Raw genomic sequence first — 14,814 nt, 5'->3', positions numbered from 1 at the left:
CTTGGAGGGACATGACGCTGATCCTCGACCCCGACGACCCGGCCGGCTGGCGCGAGGCCGACGCTCCCGTGCGCGACGGCGCCGGCAGCCGCCTCACCGACGGACTCAACCCCCAGCAGAAGGCCGCGGTCGAGTACCGTGGCCCGGCGCTGCTCATCGTGGCCGGCGCGGGATCCGGCAAGACCCGGGTGCTCACGCACCGCATCGCCCACCTCATCGAGACGCGCGAGGCCTGGCCGAGCCAGATCCTCGCGATCACGTTCACGAACAAGGCGGCCGCCGAGATGCGCGAGCGCGTGCAGGCGTTGCTCGGCGACAGCGCGCAGGGCATGTGGATCTCCACCTTCCACTCCGCCTGCGTGCGCATCCTCCGGCGCGAGGCCGAGTCGCTCGGGCTCAGCTCGACCTTCACCATCTACGACTCGGCCGACCAGCGCACCATCCTGAAGCGCATCATCAAAGAGCTGAACGCCGACACCATGGGCTTCACCCCGGCGGGCGCGCAGGGCAAGATCTCCAAGCTCAAGAACGAGCTCGCCGACGTCGAGACGTACGCGCGCAACGTCAACACGAACGATCCGCAGGAGCTCACGTTCCTCGAGATCTTCCGCCAGTACACCCGCCGGCTCCGCGAGGCAAGCGCCCTCGACTTCGACGACCTGATCGCCGAGACGGTGTACCTGTTCCGGGCGTTCCCGAAGGTCGCCGCGCTCTACCAGCGGCGCTTCCGGCACATCCTCGTCGACGAGTACCAAGACACCAACCACGCGCAGTACGCCCTGATCCACGAGCTCACCCGTCCCGTCGAGCCCGAGATCGTCGCCGAGCTCGATCAGCACGGCGTGCTCGTGCGCGGGCTCACCGACCGCACCGGACGCATCCCCGGGGCGTCCCTCACGGTCGTCGGCGACTCCGACCAGTCGATCTACGCCTTCCGCGGGGCCGACATCCGCAACATCGCCGAGTTCGAGCGCGACTTCCCGGGGGCGGAGGTCGTGCTCCTCGAGCAGAACTACCGCTCCACGCAGAACATCCTCTCCGCCGCGAACGCCGTCATCTCGAACAACTTCGACCGCAAAGACAAGAAGCTCTGGACGGCCGACGGCGACGGCGACAAGATCGTCGGCTACACGGGGTACACCGCGCACGACGAGGCGCAGTTCATCGCCGACGAGATCGAGGCGCTGCACCGCGACGGCGTCGCCTACCGCGACATCGCGGTGTTCTACCGCACCAACGCGCAGACCCGAGCGCTGGAAGAGATCTTCGTGCGCTCGGCCCTGCCGTACCGCGTCGTCGGCGGCACCAAGTTCTACGAGCGCGCCGAGATCAAGGACGCCATGGCGTACCTCATCGCAGTGGCGAACCCCCTCGACGAGCTCGCGCTGCGACGCATCCTGAACACGCCGAAGCGGGGCATCGGGCCGGCGACCGAGACCGCGATCGCGAACTACGCCGAGCAGAACGAACTGAGCTTCCGGCAGGCCATGCGGCACGCGGGCTCGCTCGGCCTCGGGCCGAAGGTCACCGGGGCGATCACCGCGCTCGCCGACGTGCTCGACGAGGCCGCGGCGATGCTCGTCCCCTCGCAGGCCGGCCTCGACGCGGGCACCAACGAGGGCGCCGCGAAGGTGTCCGATGTGCTCGTCCACCTCGTGCAGCGCTCCGGGCTCCTCGACGCGCTGCGCAACAGCCGCGACCCGCAAGACGAGACCCGCGCCGAGAACGTCGACGAGCTCGTCGCGCAGACGCGCGACTTCGATCGCGAGAACCCCGGCGCGACCCTCGTCGACTTCCTCACCCAGGTCTCGCTCGTCGCGGCGGCCGACGAGATCGACGACGAGTCCGGCACGGTCTCGCTCATGACCCTGCACACCGCGAAGGGCCTCGAGTACCACGCGGTGTTCCTCACCGGCATCGAAGAGGGGCTGCTGCCGCACCAGATGTCCGCCTCCGAGCCCGGCGGCCCCGCCGAGGAGCGGCGTCTGTTCTACGTCGGCATCACCCGGGCGCGCAAGCGCCTCTACCTCTCGCTCGCGATGAGCCGGGCCCAGTTCGGCGAGGTGGCGGTCGCGATGCCGAGCCGGTACCTGCAAGAGATCCCCGACGAGCTCATCGACTGGAAGCAGTCGCCCGGCATGGCCACGAGCCGGGGCGGCACCCAGCCCCGCGCGCTCAACGCCAGGCGGGGCTCCGAACGCTGGGGCGGCGGCTTCGAGTCGCGGCGCGACCTCGACCGTTTCAGCGTCACCCGGGCGCCCGCGACGAAGACCGAGTGGGCGAACAAGGTCACCGGCACGGTGCGAGACAACGGCGACCTCACGCTCGAAGCGGGCGACCGCATCCGCCACACCGACTTCGGCGAGGGGCGGGTCACCCAGGTGACCGGCGAGGGCACGAAGCGCATCGCGCACGTCGCCTTCGACACCGCCGGGCAGAAGAAGCTCCTCATCAAGATCGCCCCCATCGAGAAGCTGTGAACGGCGCGGCCGCCGCGTTGGCCGGCTGGTGGCGCTCCGTCCGGGAGCTCGACCTCGAGGTCGCGTTCCGGGCGGCCGTCGCCGCCGCGGTGCCGCTCGCGATCCTCGTGGCGGTCGGCCGCATCGACTGGGCCGCCTACGCCGCGTTCGGCGGCATGACGGCGATCTTCGGCCGCAGCGAACCGTACCGCACCCGGCTCCGCACGGTCACCACCGCGGCGGTCGTGCAGCTCACGGCGACCGGGCTCGGCATCCTGCTCGCCGCGAACGGAGCCGGGCCGCTCGTGCAGGCGGCCGTGCTCGCGCTCGTCGTCACGGCCGTCATCGTCGCGTACAACATGCTCGGCGTGACCCCGGCGACGCCGCTGTTCGCGGTCTTCGGGCTGCTTGTCTGCGCGGCGCTCCCCGTCGACGACGGCACCGGGTGGCAGCGGTGGGGCGTCGCGGCGGCGGCGACCGGGTTCGCCTGGCTGCTCGCCATGTCGGGCTGGCTGCTGCGCAGGCTCGCCGGCCGGCACGCGCGGCGGCTGTTCCGCCCGCTGCCACGGACCACGCCGATCCGAGGCCGCGGGCACACCGATCCGCGGCTCTGGTTGAACGTCGCGCAGAACGTCGTCGCCGCACTCGCCGCCGGGGCGATCGCGCTGGCGCTCGGCACCGGCCACCCGTACTGGGCGGTCGTGAGCGCGGTCGCGGTGATCCCGCCGGCGCGAGCCGCCCACACGGTCTCGCGTGCCGTGCACCGCGTGCTCGGCACGATCGCGGGGGTCGCGGTCGCCGCGCTGCTGCTCTGGCCCGAACCCTCGGTGTGGCTGCTCGTGGCGGCCGTCGCGATCTGCCAGTTCGGCGCGGAGGTGCTCGTCGGCCGGCACTACGGCACCGCGCTCGTCTTCATCACCCCGATGGCGCTGACGGTGGCGCACCTGGCGTCGCCGGCGCCGCTCATCGGGCTGCTCGGCGACCGGGTGCTCGAGACCGTCGTCGGAGCGGCCGTCGGCGTCGTGGCCGTGCTCGCCGCGCGGCGCTTCGTCGAGTCGGTGCCCATGCCGCCGCCGACGACCGCGACGCCCAGCATCGCCCCGAACGACCCGGGCCGGCCGTAGCGAGGACTAGACCGCGCCGCCGATGAGCCAGCCGATGAGCCAGGTGACGGCGAGCGCGAGCGCGCCGCCGACGACCACGCGCAGGACCGCGCGGCCGCGGGGCGAGCCGCCGATCCAAGCCGACAGCCAGCCGGTGATCGCGAGGGCGACGACGACCGCGGCGAACGTCGTGGCGATCCGCCACTCGGGCGGCGGTAGCAGGATCGCGAGCATCGGCAGCACCGCCCCGACCAGGAACGAGAGCGCCGAGGCACCCGCTGCGTGCCAGGGGTTCACGACGTCGGCCTCGGCGATGTGCAGTTCGGCCTCGAGGTGCGCGGCGAGCGCATCGTGCGCCGTGAGCTCCCGGGCCACCTGGTCCGCCGTCTCGGCGCTCAGGCCCTTCGCGCGGTAGATGCCGGCGAGCTCGGCGAGCTCCTGCTCGGGCATGGCGGCGAGCTCCCACCGCTCCTTCGCGATGAGCGCGTGTTCGGTGTCGCGCTGGCTCGACACCGAGACGTACTCGCCGAGCCCCATCGAGATCGCGCCGGCGACGACCGACGCGACGCCCGCGACGAGGATCGGGCCGCTGTCGCTCGTCGCGGCGGCGACGCCGACGACGAGCGCGGCGACGGAGATGATGCCGTCGTTCGCGCCGAGCACGCCGGCGCGGAGCCAGTTCAGTCGCTCGTGCACCCGCGGGTCGTGCGGCTCGTCACGGTGGAAGGGGGCTGCCTCGGCATCCGTCATGTCCGCAGTCTTGCAGCGCCCGCCGCGTGCCGCCAGGATGCCGAGGCTGGCCTCACCCGCGCAGCCGGGCGATGAGCGCCATCGCGTCGACCGGGGCGCGCACCTTCGCGTCGTTGTCGAAGTAGAGGTAGTCGTCGCGGCCGGCCGTGAGGTGGGCCGAGGCCCACGCCGCCCAGCGGTCGAGGGCCGCGTCGTCGTAGCCCGAGACGTAGAGCTGCTCGTCGCCGTGCAGGCGGGCGTACGCGAAGTCGGCCGTCGTCCGGTCGAGGCGGGGGTACCGTCCGGCGGTGTCGGCCACGACGCTCGCGACGCCGAAGCCGGAGAGCAGTCCGGCCCAGTCCTCCTCGGCCTCGGCGAAGGACGGATGACGCACCTCGATCGCGTGCCGGAGCGGGGCATCCTCCTCGACGGTGAACGCACGGCGTCCCGCCATCCGCTCGTCGTGCGCGGCGGCGAGCCGCGCTGCGGCCCGACGCGTCCGGGGAAGCCGCTCGAGGAACGCGGTCAGCAGCCCCTCGTCGTAGGCGAGGGTCGGCGGCAGCTGCCAGAGGAGCGGCCCGAGCTTCGACCCGAGTTCGAGCACGCCGGAGGCGAAGAAGTTCGCGAGCGGGGCGTCGACGTCGCCGAGCCGTTTGACATGGGTGATGAAGCGCGGGCCCTTCACGGCGAAGACGAAGTCCTCGGGCGTCGCGTCCCGCCAGCGGTGCCAGCTCGCGGGACGCTGCAGCGCGTAGAACGAGCCGTTGATCTCGATCGAGGTCATCCGCTCGGCCGCGTAGCGGAGCTCGTCGACCTGCCGGAGTCCTTTCGGGTAGAACGTGCGCCGCCATGCCGGGTACACCCATCCGGAGATGCCGACCCGGGCCTGCGGGCGGCGTGCTGGCTCGCTCATGCCGCCAGTCTTCCGAGGCCGCCGGAGTCGCGGAAGGGGGTGGCGAGCGGGCGCCGCTTCGGGGCAGTGGTGGCATCGGCGAGCGAAAGATGTAGCATAAGTGCTACATCTGATAGCGATTCAACGACGAGAGGATGCCCCATGGTCACCGCTCCCGTCGTCGAGGTGCACGGGCTGCGCCTGCGCTACGGCGCGCGCACCGTGCTCGACGGCATCGACTTCCGACTCGATCGCGGCGAGGTGGTCGCGCTCCTCGGGCCGAACGGCGCGGGCAAGACGACGACGATCGAGGTGCTCGAGGGCTTCCGGCAGCCCGACGCCGGGCAGGTCCGCGTGCTCGGTGAGTCGCCCGAGACCGCGGGCGACGCCTGGCGCGCCAGGATCGGGGTCGTGCTGCAGTCCTGGCGCGACCACGCGCGCTGGCGGGTCGGCCCGCTGCTCGAGCAGTTCGCGACGCTGTATGAGCCCTTCGCCGCGAGCACCGGGCGCCGCCCGCACGATGTCGGCGAACTCCTCGACCTCGTCGGGCTCGGCGGGCACCGCGGTGCGCTCGTCCGCTCCCTCTCGGGCGGTCAGCGCCGCCGTCTCGACGTCGCGATCGGCCTGATCGGCCGGCCCGAGCTGCTGTTCCTCGACGAGCCGACCACGGGCTTCGACCCCGTGGCCCGGCACGAGTTCCACGAGCTCATCCACGCGCTCAGCGACTTCGACGACACGACGGTGCTGCTCACCACGCACGACCTCGCCGAGGCGGAGAAGATCGCGGGACGCATCCTGATCCTCGACCGCGGCGCCATCGTCGCCGACGGCAGCCCCGCCGAGCTCGCCCGCGCCGTGCCGGGCGCGAGCGAGATCAGCTGGCGCGAGAACGGCGTCCGGCAGGTGCACAGCGCCGCCGACGCCGAGCCCTTCGTGCGCGAACTGCTCGCCCGCACCGACGTGACCGTCACCGAGCTGGTCGTTCGCGCCCAGACCCTCGAGGAGACGTATCTCGCCATGATCGCCAGAGAGGACGCCCGATGATCACCGCCGTCCGCGCCGGCCTCCGCCGGGGCCTGACCGAATTCGGCATCTCGCTGCGCACCCCGTCCGACGTGGTCTTCATCCTCATCGGACTCGTCGCCGTCGGCGTGGCGCTCTGGCTGTACCGCGACGCGAAGGCGGCTCCCGGGGTGCCGCTCACGTGGTTCATCCTGCCCAGCATCCTCACGATCCAGCTCGTGTTCATCGCCGGGTACGGGCTCGGCACGGTCGTCGTCACGGAGCGCGAGGACGGCACCCTGCTCCGGGCCCGCACCCTGCCGCGGGGGCTGCCGGTCTACGCGAGCGGCGTCGTCACCAAGACGCTCGCCGAGCTCGTCTGCACCTTCGTGCCCACCCTCGTGATCGCCGCGATCATGCTCGGCGGGCGCTTCGGGCTCGATGCCGGGGATCTCGCGATCGTGCTGGCCATGCTCGTGCTCGGCACGCTCGCGCTCACGCCCTTCGGCTTCGTCATCGGCACGGTCTTCCGCAACCCGCGCTCGGTGAGCGGCTGGGGGTTCCTCGTCGTCGGCGTGCTCGCCTTCGTCTCGGGCCTCGTGCAGCCGCTCGCCTCGCTGCCGGTCTGGGTGCAGCCGATCGGGCTCGCGCTGCCGCTCTACTGGATCGGTCACGCGCTGCGCGGGGCGTTCCTGCCCGGCGAGCTCGGCGCGTTCGAGGTGTTCGGCGACTGGCAGTTCGGCCTCGCCTTCCTCGTCGTCGGCGCCTGGGCCGTCGTCGGCCTGCTGCTCGCGCCGCGGCTGCTGCGCCGTGTCGCGCGCCGGGAGACCGCCTCGGGCATCGAGCTGCGGCGCCAGGCCGCACTGCAGCGGGCATGAGCGGCGCGGCAGCCGACGGCGGGCGCAGCGATCTGGTGCACAACCGGGTCGCGATGCTGCGCGCCGAGCGACGCGTCACCAGACGGGAGTTCGCCGAGGCCATCGGGGTGCACTATCAGACGGTCGGCTACCTGGAACGGGGCGAGTTCAACCCGAGCCTGCACCTCGCGCTGCGCATCGCGCGCTTCTTCGAGGTGCCGGTCGAGTTCGTCTTCTCGCTCGACGAGTTCCCCCGGATCGCGCCGGAGGGGATGCCTCGCGGCTGAGCCCGCCCGCGCTCGGGCAACGCGTCCGGCGCCGGCCCGAGGGGCGCCGGGCGACCCCGGTTCGGCGGCGTCGAACAAGGGGAGTAGCATGGCAGGCGGCCCGTGCCGATAGCTCGACATCGAGAGAGTTTCGGGGCCGGGTCCCTCACCCACCATCCCTGCGCGAACCCGCGCGGACCGATTGGAAGCAGAGCGTGGATCTTTACGAGTACCAGGCCAGAGACCTCTTCGAGCAGTACGGGGTGCCGGTGCTCCCCGGCATCGTGGCCGACACCCCCGAGGAGGTGCGTGCGGCAGCCGAGCAGCTCGGCGGCGTCGTCGTGGTCAAGGCCCAGGTGAAGACGGGCGGCCGCGGCAAGGCCGGCGGCGTCAAGGTCGCGAAGACCCCCGACGAGGCGTACGAGGCGGCCAAGGCCATCCTCGGGCTCGACATCAAGGGCCACGTCGTGAAGCGCGTCATGGTCGCCGGCGGCGCCCGCATCGCGCAGGAGTTCTACTTCTCGGTGCTGCTCGACCGGGCCAACCGCTCCTACCTGTCGCTCACGAGCGTCGAGGGCGGCATGGAGATCGAGCAGCTCGCCGTCGAGAAGCCCGAGGCGCTCGCGCGCATCGAGGTCGACCCCATCGCCGGCATCTCGCTCGAGAAGGCGAAGGAGATCGCCGTCGCCGCGAACTTCCCGGCCGAGCTCGTCGACCGCGTCGCCGAGGTCTTCGTGAAGCTCTACGAGGTGTACGACAAGGAAGACGCGACGCTCGTCGAGGTCAACCCGCTCATCCTCGACGAGGACGGCAAGATCATCGCCCTCGACGGCAAGGTCAGCCTCGACGAGAACGCCGAGTTCCGTCACGCCGGGCACGCGCTGCTCGAGGACAAGGACGCCGCCGACCCGCTCGAGGCGAAGGCCAAGGCGCTCGACCTCAACTACGTCAAGCTCGACGGCGAGGTCGGCATCATCGGCAACGGCGCGGGCCTCGTCATGTCGACGCTCGACGTCGTCGCCTACGCCGGCGAGAACCACGGCTCGGTCAAGCCCGCGAACTTCCTCGACATCGGCGGCGGCGCCTCGGCCGAGGTCATGGCCAACGGCCTCTCGATCATCCTCGGCGACCCGCAGGTGAAGAGCGTCTTCGTGAACGTCTTCGGCGGCATCACCGCCTGCGACCAGGTCGCGAAGGGCATCGTCGGCGCGCTCGCCGAGCTCGGCTCTGCGGCGAACAAGCCGCTCGTCGTGCGGCTCGACGGCAACAACGTCGTCGAGGGCCGCCGCATCCTCGAGGAGGCGGCGCACCCGCTCGTGACCCTCGCCGAGAACATGGACCAGGGCGCCGACAAGGCCGCCGAGCTGGCGAACGCGTAAGGACAGCAGAACCATGACGATCTTCCTCAACAAGGACTCCAAGGTCATCGTCCAGGGCATCACCGGCGGCGAGGGCTCGAAGCACACCGCGCGCATGCTCGCGGCCGGCACCCAGGTGGTCGGCGGCGTGAACGCCCGCAAGGCCGGCACCACCGTGCTGCACCAGGACGCCTCGGGCGCCGACGTCGAGCTGCCGGTGTTCGGCACGGTCGCCGAGGCCATCGCCGCGACCGGCGCCGACGTCTCGATCGCCTTCGTCCCGCCGGCCTTCACGAAGGACGCCGTGATCGAGGCCATCGACGCCGAGATCCCGCTCCTCGTCATCATCACCGAGGGCGTGCCCGTGCAGGACTCGGCCGAGTTCTGGGCCTACGCCAAGGAGAAGGGCGGCTCGACCCGCATCATCGGGCCGAACTGCCCCGGCATCATCAGCCCCGGTGAGTCGCTCGTCGGCATCACCCCGGCCAACATCACCGGCAAGGGCCCGATCGGCCTCGTCTCGAAGTCGGGCACCCTCACGTACCAGATGATGTACGAGCTGCGCGACCTCGGCTTCTCGACCGCGATCGGCATCGGCGGCGACCCCGTCATCGGCACCACGCACATCGACGCGCTCGCCGCGTTCGAGGCCGACCCCGAGACGAAGGCGATCGTCATGATCGGCGAGATCGGCGGCGACGCCGAGGAGCGCGCGGCCGACTTCATCAAGGCGAACGTGACGAAGCCGGTCGTCGGCTACGTCGCGGGCTTCACCGCGCCCGAGGGCAAGACCATGGGCCACGCCGGCGCCATCGTCTCCGGCTCGGCCGGCACCGCCCAGGCGAAGAAGGAGGCCCTCGAGGCCGCGGGCGTCAAGGTCGGCAAGACCCCGAGCGAGACCGCCCGCCTCCTCCGCGAGGTGTACGCGGCGCTCTGATCGCCCGGAGCCCGTCCGCTCCGCACGAAGGCCCCGCCGGCCCGTCCGGCGGGGCCTTCGTCGTGCCAGCATCCCGCTCTGTCGCCCGCGCCATCCCAGCCGCTAGGGTCGTGCCCAGGGGGGGATCATGGCGAAGACGCAGGCGGACCTCGAAGCGCGCATCGCGCAGCTCGAGGCGGAGAATCGCGAGCTGCGCTCGCGCGACACCGAGCACGGCACGGGCGGCGACGGGGCGGATGCCTCGGCGGGCGCCGGGCGGCGACGGAAGTCCGGGCGCTGGCGCTCGGTGCTGTCCGGCATCCTCGTGGTGCTCGCCCTGCTGCTCACGCCGGTCGCACTGCTCAGCTCCTGGGCGCGGCTCGAACTCGTCGACACGGACCGCTTCGTGGCGACCTTCGCCCCGCTCGCCGACGACCCGGAGGTGCAGGCCTTCGTCGCCGACACGGTCACCGGGATCATCGAGGAGCAGGTCGACATCCCGGAGCTCACCTCCCAGGTGTTCGACGGCATCCGCTCGCTCGATCTGCCGCCGCGCGCGGCCGACGCGCTCGGCCTCCTCGAGGGGCCCGCGGCCCAGGGACTCCAAGCCCTCGTCGCGCAGACGGTGAGCCAGGTCATCGCCTCCGACGCCTTCGCCGACACCTGGGCGACGGCCCTGCGGGTGAGCCACCGACAGGCGATCGCCGCGATCCAGGGCGACCCGAACGCGGCCCTCGAGATCGGCCCCGGCGGGCAGCTCTCGGTGCAGCTCGGCCCGATCATCGAGACGGTCAAGCAGCAGCTCATCGACCGGGGCGTCGGCTTCGCCAGCGCGATCCCGGTCGTGAACCAGAGCATCGCGATCGCCCAGGCGGACTCGCTCGTGCTCGTGCAGACCGTCTACGCGCTCGCCGTGGCGGTCGGCACCTGGCTGCCCTGGGTGGTGCTCGCGATGCTCGTGGGCGGCGTGCTGCTCGCCCGCAACCGGCCGCGGGCGTTCGTCTGGACCGCTGCCGGCTTCGCGCTCGTCATGGCGACCCTCGCCGCCGGGGTCGGCATCGGCCGGCTCTTCTTCGTCGGCACGGTGAGCCCCTCGATCATGCCCGCGGGGGCGGCGGGCGCACTGTACGAGCAGATCATCGAGCTCATCCGCTCCACGATCGTCGCCGGGCTCGTGCTGGGCCTACTGACGGCGATCATCGCCTGGTGGGCCGGCCCATTCCGGCCGGCGCGGGCGCTCCGCGGCTTCTCCAACGCGATGTTCGCCGGGATCCGGAGGCAGGCGGCGAAGCACGGCGTCACGACGGGCGCGTTCGGCGTCGCCCTCGACCGGTTCCGCTCGGCGGTCTACCTCGGCATCGCGCTCATCGCGGTGCTCGTGGTGCTGTTCGGCCGGCCGCTCACGACGGGGCTCGTGGTGACGACGGTGCTCGTGGCGCTGCTCGCGATCCTGCTGGTCGAGCTCCTGCGCCGCCCGGCCGAGGAGCGCCCGGCCGCGCCGCCGGCGGACGGGGATGCCGAGGCGCACGCTGCGGCCGCCGACGAGGCGGTCGCGACGGCCCGCGGACGGGAGTGACGCACCCCCGTCGTGGCGAGCGGCGAGGCGGGCGCGGTCCGCTAGGCTCGACCGGGTCATGAGACGCACCACGGTCGCCCTGCTCGCCGCACTCGAGGCGCTCGTCTCGGCGCTCGTCGGCTACGGCATCGCCCTCGTGCCGCTCATGCTGCTCTGGGGCATGCACTTCCAGCTGGGCCTCGGACTCGACGTGGTGTTCCGCGCCGCCGCCGACGTCTGGCTCCTCGGACACGGGGTCGACCTCACCGTGCAGCTCGACGAGGTCACGGCCGCCCGGACCGGCGTCCCCGGCGCGGAGGCGGCCTTCCCGATCACGATCGCCCTGCTCGGATTCGCCCTGCTCACCCTGCTCGTCGCGCGCCGCATCGGTCGTCGGGCGGTCGCCGCCGGAGCGCCCGTCGTGGGCCTCGTGGCGGCCGTCGTCGTCTCCGGCGGCGTCGGGCTCGTCGCGACGCTCGCCGCCCGCCACCCGGCCGCGCACGCCTCGGTCTGGCAGGGGGCGCTGCTGCCGGCGGCGATCACCGCCGCCGGCGTGCTCATCGGCCTGCTGAGCTCGGAGCAGTTGCGCGACCGGCTCCTCGACCGGCTGCCCGCCGCCGTGCCCGACGAGTGGCTCGAACTCGCGGGGCGCGCGTGGCGCGTCGGCGTCGGCTCGGCGTTCGCGGTGCTCACCGTCTCCGGGCTCGTCGTCGCGTGGGCGATCGTGTCGAGCTACGCCACGATCACGGGGCTGCATCAGGTGCTCGGCGCGGGCTTCGACGGCGGCGTCGCCATCTTCGTCGCGGAGCTGTCGCTGCTGCCGAACCTCGTGCTCTGGGGTGCGTCGTGGCTGCTCGGCCCCGGCTTCGCGATCGGCGCCGGCACCCAGGTCACCCCCGCCGGCACCCTGCTCGGGCCCGTCCCGGGGCTGCCGATCGCCGGGGCGCTGCCGAGCGACGGTGCCCCGATGGCCGCCCTCTGGCTCCTCGTGCCCGTGCTCGCGGCCTTCGTCGGCGCGTACCTCGTCTCTCGCGTCGCCGTCCACGGCGCGGATGCCGCAGCGGGCCGCGTCGCCGAGCACGACGCCGAGCACGACGGCGTCGACGAGTGGAGCCCCGTCGCCGCCGAGCCGGGCCAGGTGCCGTGGTGGCATCCGCTCGCCGTCGCGCTGGGCGCCGGCCTGCTCGCCGCGCTCATCCTCGGCCTCGGCGCCTGGTGGTCGGGCGGCGCGATCGGCCCGGGCCGGCTCGCGGAAACCGGCCCGAACGGCTGGGCCGTCGCCGGCGTCGCCGCGCTGACCGTGGCCGTCGGTGCCATCGTCGGCGGCTTCACCGCCCGGGCCCGCGTCGGCCGCCGCACGTCACCGGCCGAATCGGCCCCGGCCGAACCCGATACACTCTGAGCGTGCTGAAGCTCGTCGTGCTCATCTCCGGCGGCGGCTCGAACCTCCGCGCGCTGCTCGAAGCCTCCCGCGATGCCGAGTTCCCCGCCCGGGTCGTCGCCATCGGCGCCGACCGCGAGGCCGACGGGCTCGCCCTCGGCGAGGAGTTCGGCATCCCGACCTTCACCGTGCCGTACACGGCCTACGAGAGCCGCGACGCCTGGGGCGACGCGCTCATCGAGGAGGTGCGCCGCTGGGACGCCGATCTCGTCGTGCTCTCCGGGCTCATGCGGCTCGTGCCGCCCGCCGTCGTCCGCGCGTTCTCGCCGCAGCTCATCAACACGCACCCCGCGTACCTGCCGGAGTTCCCCGGCGCGCATGCCGTGCGCGACGCGATCGCCGCCGGCGTGACCCAGACCGGCGCGAGCCTCATCGTCGTCGACGACTCCGTCGACGGCGGCCCGATCGTCGCCCAGGAGCGCGTGCCCGTGCTGCCCGGCGACACCGAGGCCAGCCTGCACGAGCGCATCAAACCCGTCGAACGCCGCCTGCTCATCGAGGCCGTGCTCGACATCGCCAACGCCCACCTCGATCTGAAGGACCTCGCGCGATCATGAGCGGCCCCGCCATCGACCCCAGCCTGTACCGCGAGCGGGACGTCGTGCCCGTGCGCCGCGCCCTCATCGCCGTGAGCGACAAGCGGCGGCTCGCCGAGCTCGCCTCGGCGCTCGTCGAGGCGGGCGTCGAGATCGTCTCGACCGGCGGCACCGCGAAGGCGATCGCGGACGCCGGGCTGCCGGTGACGCAGATCGCCGAGGTGACCGGCTACCCCGAGCACCTCGACGGGCGCGTGCGCACCCTGCACCCCGCCGTGCACTCGGGCCTGCTCGCCGACCTGCGGCTCGAGCATCACGAGCGGGAGCTCGAGGGCCTCGGCATCGCGCCGTACGAGCTCGTCGTCGTGAACCTCTACCCCTTCGTCGAGACCGTCGCGTCCGGGGCGGAGCCCGCCGCCGTCGTCGAGCAGATCGACATCGGCGGCCCCGCGATGGTGCGCGCCTCCGCGAAGAACCACGCGAACGTCGCCGTCGTCGTCTCGCCCGACCGCTACGAGGACGTCATCGCCGCGGTCGCGGCCGGCGGCACCACGCTCGCGCAGCGCCAGCAGCTCGCCCGCGAGGCGTTTCGGCACACCGCCAGCTACGACGTCGCGGTGGCGAGCTGGATCGGCAGTGCGGTCGCACCGGACCAGGACGCCTCGGTGTCGCCGTTCCCCGCCTGGGTGGGCGGCACCTGGCAGAAGCAGGCCGACCTCCGCTACGGCGAGAACAGCCACCAGCGCGCCGCGATCTTCGCGACCGACGGCGGCCGCCCCGGCATCGCCCAGGCCGTGCAGCTGCACGGCAAGGAGATGAGCTACAACAACTACGTCGACGCCGACGCGGCCGTTCGCGCCGCCTTCGACTTCGACGAGCCGGCCGTCGCGATCATCAAGCACGCGAACCCCTGCGGCATCGCCGTGGCCGCCGCCGACGCCGCCGACCCGATCGCCGACGCGCACCGCCGCGCCCACGAGTGCGACCCCGTGTCGGCGTTCGGCGGCGTGATCGCCGCGAACCGCACCGTCACCCGCGAGATGGCCGAGACCGTCTCGGGCATCTTCACCGAGGTGCTCGTCGCACCGGCCTTCGAGGCGGAGGCGGTCGAGCTGCTCAGCCAGAAGAAGAACCTCCGCCTGCTCACCCTCCCGGAGGGCTTCGCACCCACCGCGGTCGAGCTGAAGCAGGTCTCCGGCGGCCTGCTGCTGCAGGAGGCCGACCGCAGCTTCGCGCCGGTCACCGAGTGGACGCTCGTCTCCGGCGAGCCGGCCGACGAGGCGACCCTCGCCGACCTCGCCTTCGCCTGGACCGCGAGCCGCGCCGTGAAGTCGAACGCCATCCTGCTCGCCTCGGGCGGCGCCTCGGTCGGCGTCGGCATGGGGCAGGTCAACCGGGTCGACTCCTGCCGGCTCGCCGTCGAGCGGGCGGGGGAGCGCGCAGCCGGCTCGGTCGCGGCATCCGACGCCTTCTTCCCCTTCGCCGACGGCCTGCAGATCCTGCTCGACGCCGGCGTGAAGGCCGTCGTGCAGCCCGGCGGATCGGTGCGCGACGAGGAGGTCGTCGCAGCCGCGAAGGCCGCCGGCGTCACGATGTACTTCACCGGGGAACGGCACTTCTTCCACTGATCCCTCGCCGGGGTCCGGCCCCGGATCCGGCGCGCTCCGCCGGGCGGTACGCTGGGAGCGACGGGCGCTCAC

At 72.7% G+C, this 14,814-nt stretch carries 13 protein-coding genes; 11 read left to right on the top strand and 2 right to left on the bottom strand.

The annotated features are described in order from the left end of the window. Window positions 1-11 precede the first annotated feature (11 nt). Together ACFWE1_RS04430 and ACFWE1_RS04425 are read left to right on the top strand one after the other, a co-directional pair. Window positions 12-2,480, top strand: coding sequence for an ATP-dependent helicase (locus ACFWE1_RS04430; RefSeq protein ID WP_376932308.1), 2,469 nt, complete (start codon window positions 12-14; stop codon window positions 2,478-2,480). After that, window positions 2,477-3,583, top strand: a complete 1,107-nt coding sequence (locus ACFWE1_RS04425; protein ID WP_376932307.1) for an FUSC family protein — start codon at window positions 2,477-2,479, stop codon at window positions 3,581-3,583. Before ACFWE1_RS04430 ends, ACFWE1_RS04425 begins: the two co-directional genes overlap by 4 nt. A 6-nt stretch (window positions 3,584-3,589) precedes the next feature. On the opposite strand, the gene ACFWE1_RS04420 is transcribed toward ACFWE1_RS04425, so the two are convergent. Then, a complete protein-coding gene (locus tag ACFWE1_RS04420) occupies window positions 3,590-4,312 on the bottom strand; it encodes a VIT family protein (RefSeq protein ID WP_376932306.1) in 723 nt (240 codons plus the stop codon). A gap of 52 nt (window positions 4,313-4,364) precedes the next feature. Beyond that, window positions 4,365-5,204: a DUF72 domain-containing protein gene (locus ACFWE1_RS04415; RefSeq protein WP_376932305.1), complete on the bottom strand. Its 840-nt coding sequence runs from the start codon at window positions 5,202-5,204 to the stop codon at window positions 4,365-4,367. 141 nt (window positions 5,205-5,345) lie between these two features. Between ACFWE1_RS04415 and ACFWE1_RS04410 the strand changes: the two genes are divergently transcribed. The 9 genes from ACFWE1_RS04410 to purH all read left to right on the top strand — a co-directional run bounded on the left by ACFWE1_RS04410 (window position 5,346) and on the right by purH (window position 14,742). Further along, complete coding sequence (locus ACFWE1_RS04410; RefSeq protein WP_376932304.1) at window positions 5,346-6,227, top strand: ABC transporter ATP-binding protein; 882 nt, start codon at window positions 5,346-5,348, stop codon at window positions 6,225-6,227. Beyond that, entirely contained in the window at window positions 6,224-7,063 is an 840-nt protein-coding gene (locus tag ACFWE1_RS04405; protein WP_376932303.1) for an ABC transporter permease, read from the top strand. Before ACFWE1_RS04410 ends, ACFWE1_RS04405 begins: the two co-directional genes overlap by 4 nt. After that, a complete protein-coding gene (locus ACFWE1_RS04400; protein WP_376932302.1) occupies window positions 7,060-7,329 on the top strand; it encodes a helix-turn-helix transcriptional regulator in 270 nt (89 codons plus the stop codon). The genes ACFWE1_RS04405 and ACFWE1_RS04400 overlap by 4 nt, the downstream gene beginning before the upstream one ends. A 194-nt stretch (window positions 7,330-7,523) precedes the next feature. After that, the gene (gene sucC / locus ACFWE1_RS04395) at window positions 7,524-8,687 is read left to right on the top strand and encodes an ADP-forming succinate--CoA ligase subunit beta (protein WP_243567519.1); all 1,164 of its coding nucleotides are present in this window, start codon (window positions 7,524-7,526) and stop codon (window positions 8,685-8,687) included. A 13-nt stretch (window positions 8,688-8,700) separates the two neighbouring features. Next, the gene (gene sucD, locus ACFWE1_RS04390; protein ID WP_189083774.1) at window positions 8,701-9,603 is read left to right on the top strand and encodes a succinate--CoA ligase subunit alpha; all 903 of its coding nucleotides are present in this window, start codon (window positions 8,701-8,703) and stop codon (window positions 9,601-9,603) included. 127 nt (window positions 9,604-9,730) lie between these two features. Further along, window positions 9,731-11,158 carry a hypothetical protein gene (locus ACFWE1_RS04385; protein WP_376932301.1) on the top strand — a complete coding sequence of 476 codons (1,428 nt, stop codon included), beginning with the start codon at window positions 9,731-9,733 and terminating at the stop codon, window positions 11,156-11,158. 58 nt (window positions 11,159-11,216) lie between these two features. Beyond that, window positions 11,217-12,539, top strand: coding sequence for a DUF6350 family protein (locus tag ACFWE1_RS04380; RefSeq protein ID WP_376932300.1), 1,323 nt, complete (start codon window positions 11,217-11,219; stop codon window positions 12,537-12,539). A gap of 2 nt (window positions 12,540-12,541) precedes the next feature. After that, complete coding sequence (gene purN / locus ACFWE1_RS04375; protein ID WP_376932299.1) at window positions 12,542-13,135, top strand: phosphoribosylglycinamide formyltransferase; 594 nt, start codon at window positions 12,542-12,544, stop codon at window positions 13,133-13,135. Further along, the gene (gene purH, locus ACFWE1_RS04370; RefSeq protein WP_376932298.1) at window positions 13,132-14,742 is read left to right on the top strand and encodes a bifunctional phosphoribosylaminoimidazolecarboxamide formyltransferase/IMP cyclohydrolase; all 1,611 of its coding nucleotides are present in this window, start codon (window positions 13,132-13,134) and stop codon (window positions 14,740-14,742) included. The genes purN and purH overlap by 4 nt, the downstream gene beginning before the upstream one ends. Window positions 14,743-14,814: the final 72 nt, after the last annotated feature.

Origin of the sequence: Agromyces sp. NPDC060279 (assembly GCF_042726785.1) — a bacterium.
GTDB lineage: Bacteria > Actinomycetota > Actinomycetes > Actinomycetales > Microbacteriaceae > Agromyces.
The sequence above is the reverse complement of the archived record's forward strand: the minus strand, read 5'-3'. Positions and strand labels throughout refer to the sequence as shown.

What these genes read in the sequence shown, in the direction of transcription:
- ACFWE1_RS04430 (WP_376932308.1), top strand. Translation starts at nt 12, where the DNA reads ATGACGCTGATCCTCGACCCCGACGACCCGGCCGGCTGGCGCGAGGCC.
- ACFWE1_RS04420 (WP_376932306.1), bottom strand. Translation starts at nt 4,312, where the DNA reads ATGACGGATGCCGAGGCAGCCCCCTTCCACCGTGACGAGCCGCACGAC.
- ACFWE1_RS04415 (WP_376932305.1), bottom strand. Translation starts at nt 5,204, where the DNA reads ATGAGCGAGCCAGCACGCCGCCCGCAGGCCCGGGTCGGCATCTCCGGA.
- ACFWE1_RS04410 (WP_376932304.1), top strand. Translation starts at nt 5,346, where the DNA reads ATGGTCACCGCTCCCGTCGTCGAGGTGCACGGGCTGCGCCTGCGCTAC.
- ACFWE1_RS04405 (WP_376932303.1), top strand. Translation starts at nt 6,224, where the DNA reads ATGATCACCGCCGTCCGCGCCGGCCTCCGCCGGGGCCTGACCGAATTC.
- ACFWE1_RS04400 (WP_376932302.1), top strand. Translation starts at nt 7,060, where the DNA reads ATGAGCGGCGCGGCAGCCGACGGCGGGCGCAGCGATCTGGTGCACAAC.
- sucD (WP_189083774.1), top strand. Translation starts at nt 8,701, where the DNA reads ATGACGATCTTCCTCAACAAGGACTCCAAGGTCATCGTCCAGGGCATC.
- ACFWE1_RS04385 (WP_376932301.1), top strand. Translation starts at nt 9,731, where the DNA reads ATGGCGAAGACGCAGGCGGACCTCGAAGCGCGCATCGCGCAGCTCGAG.
- ACFWE1_RS04380 (WP_376932300.1), top strand. Translation starts at nt 11,217, where the DNA reads ATGAGACGCACCACGGTCGCCCTGCTCGCCGCACTCGAGGCGCTCGTC.
- purH (WP_376932298.1), top strand. Translation starts at nt 13,132, where the DNA reads ATGAGCGGCCCCGCCATCGACCCCAGCCTGTACCGCGAGCGGGACGTC.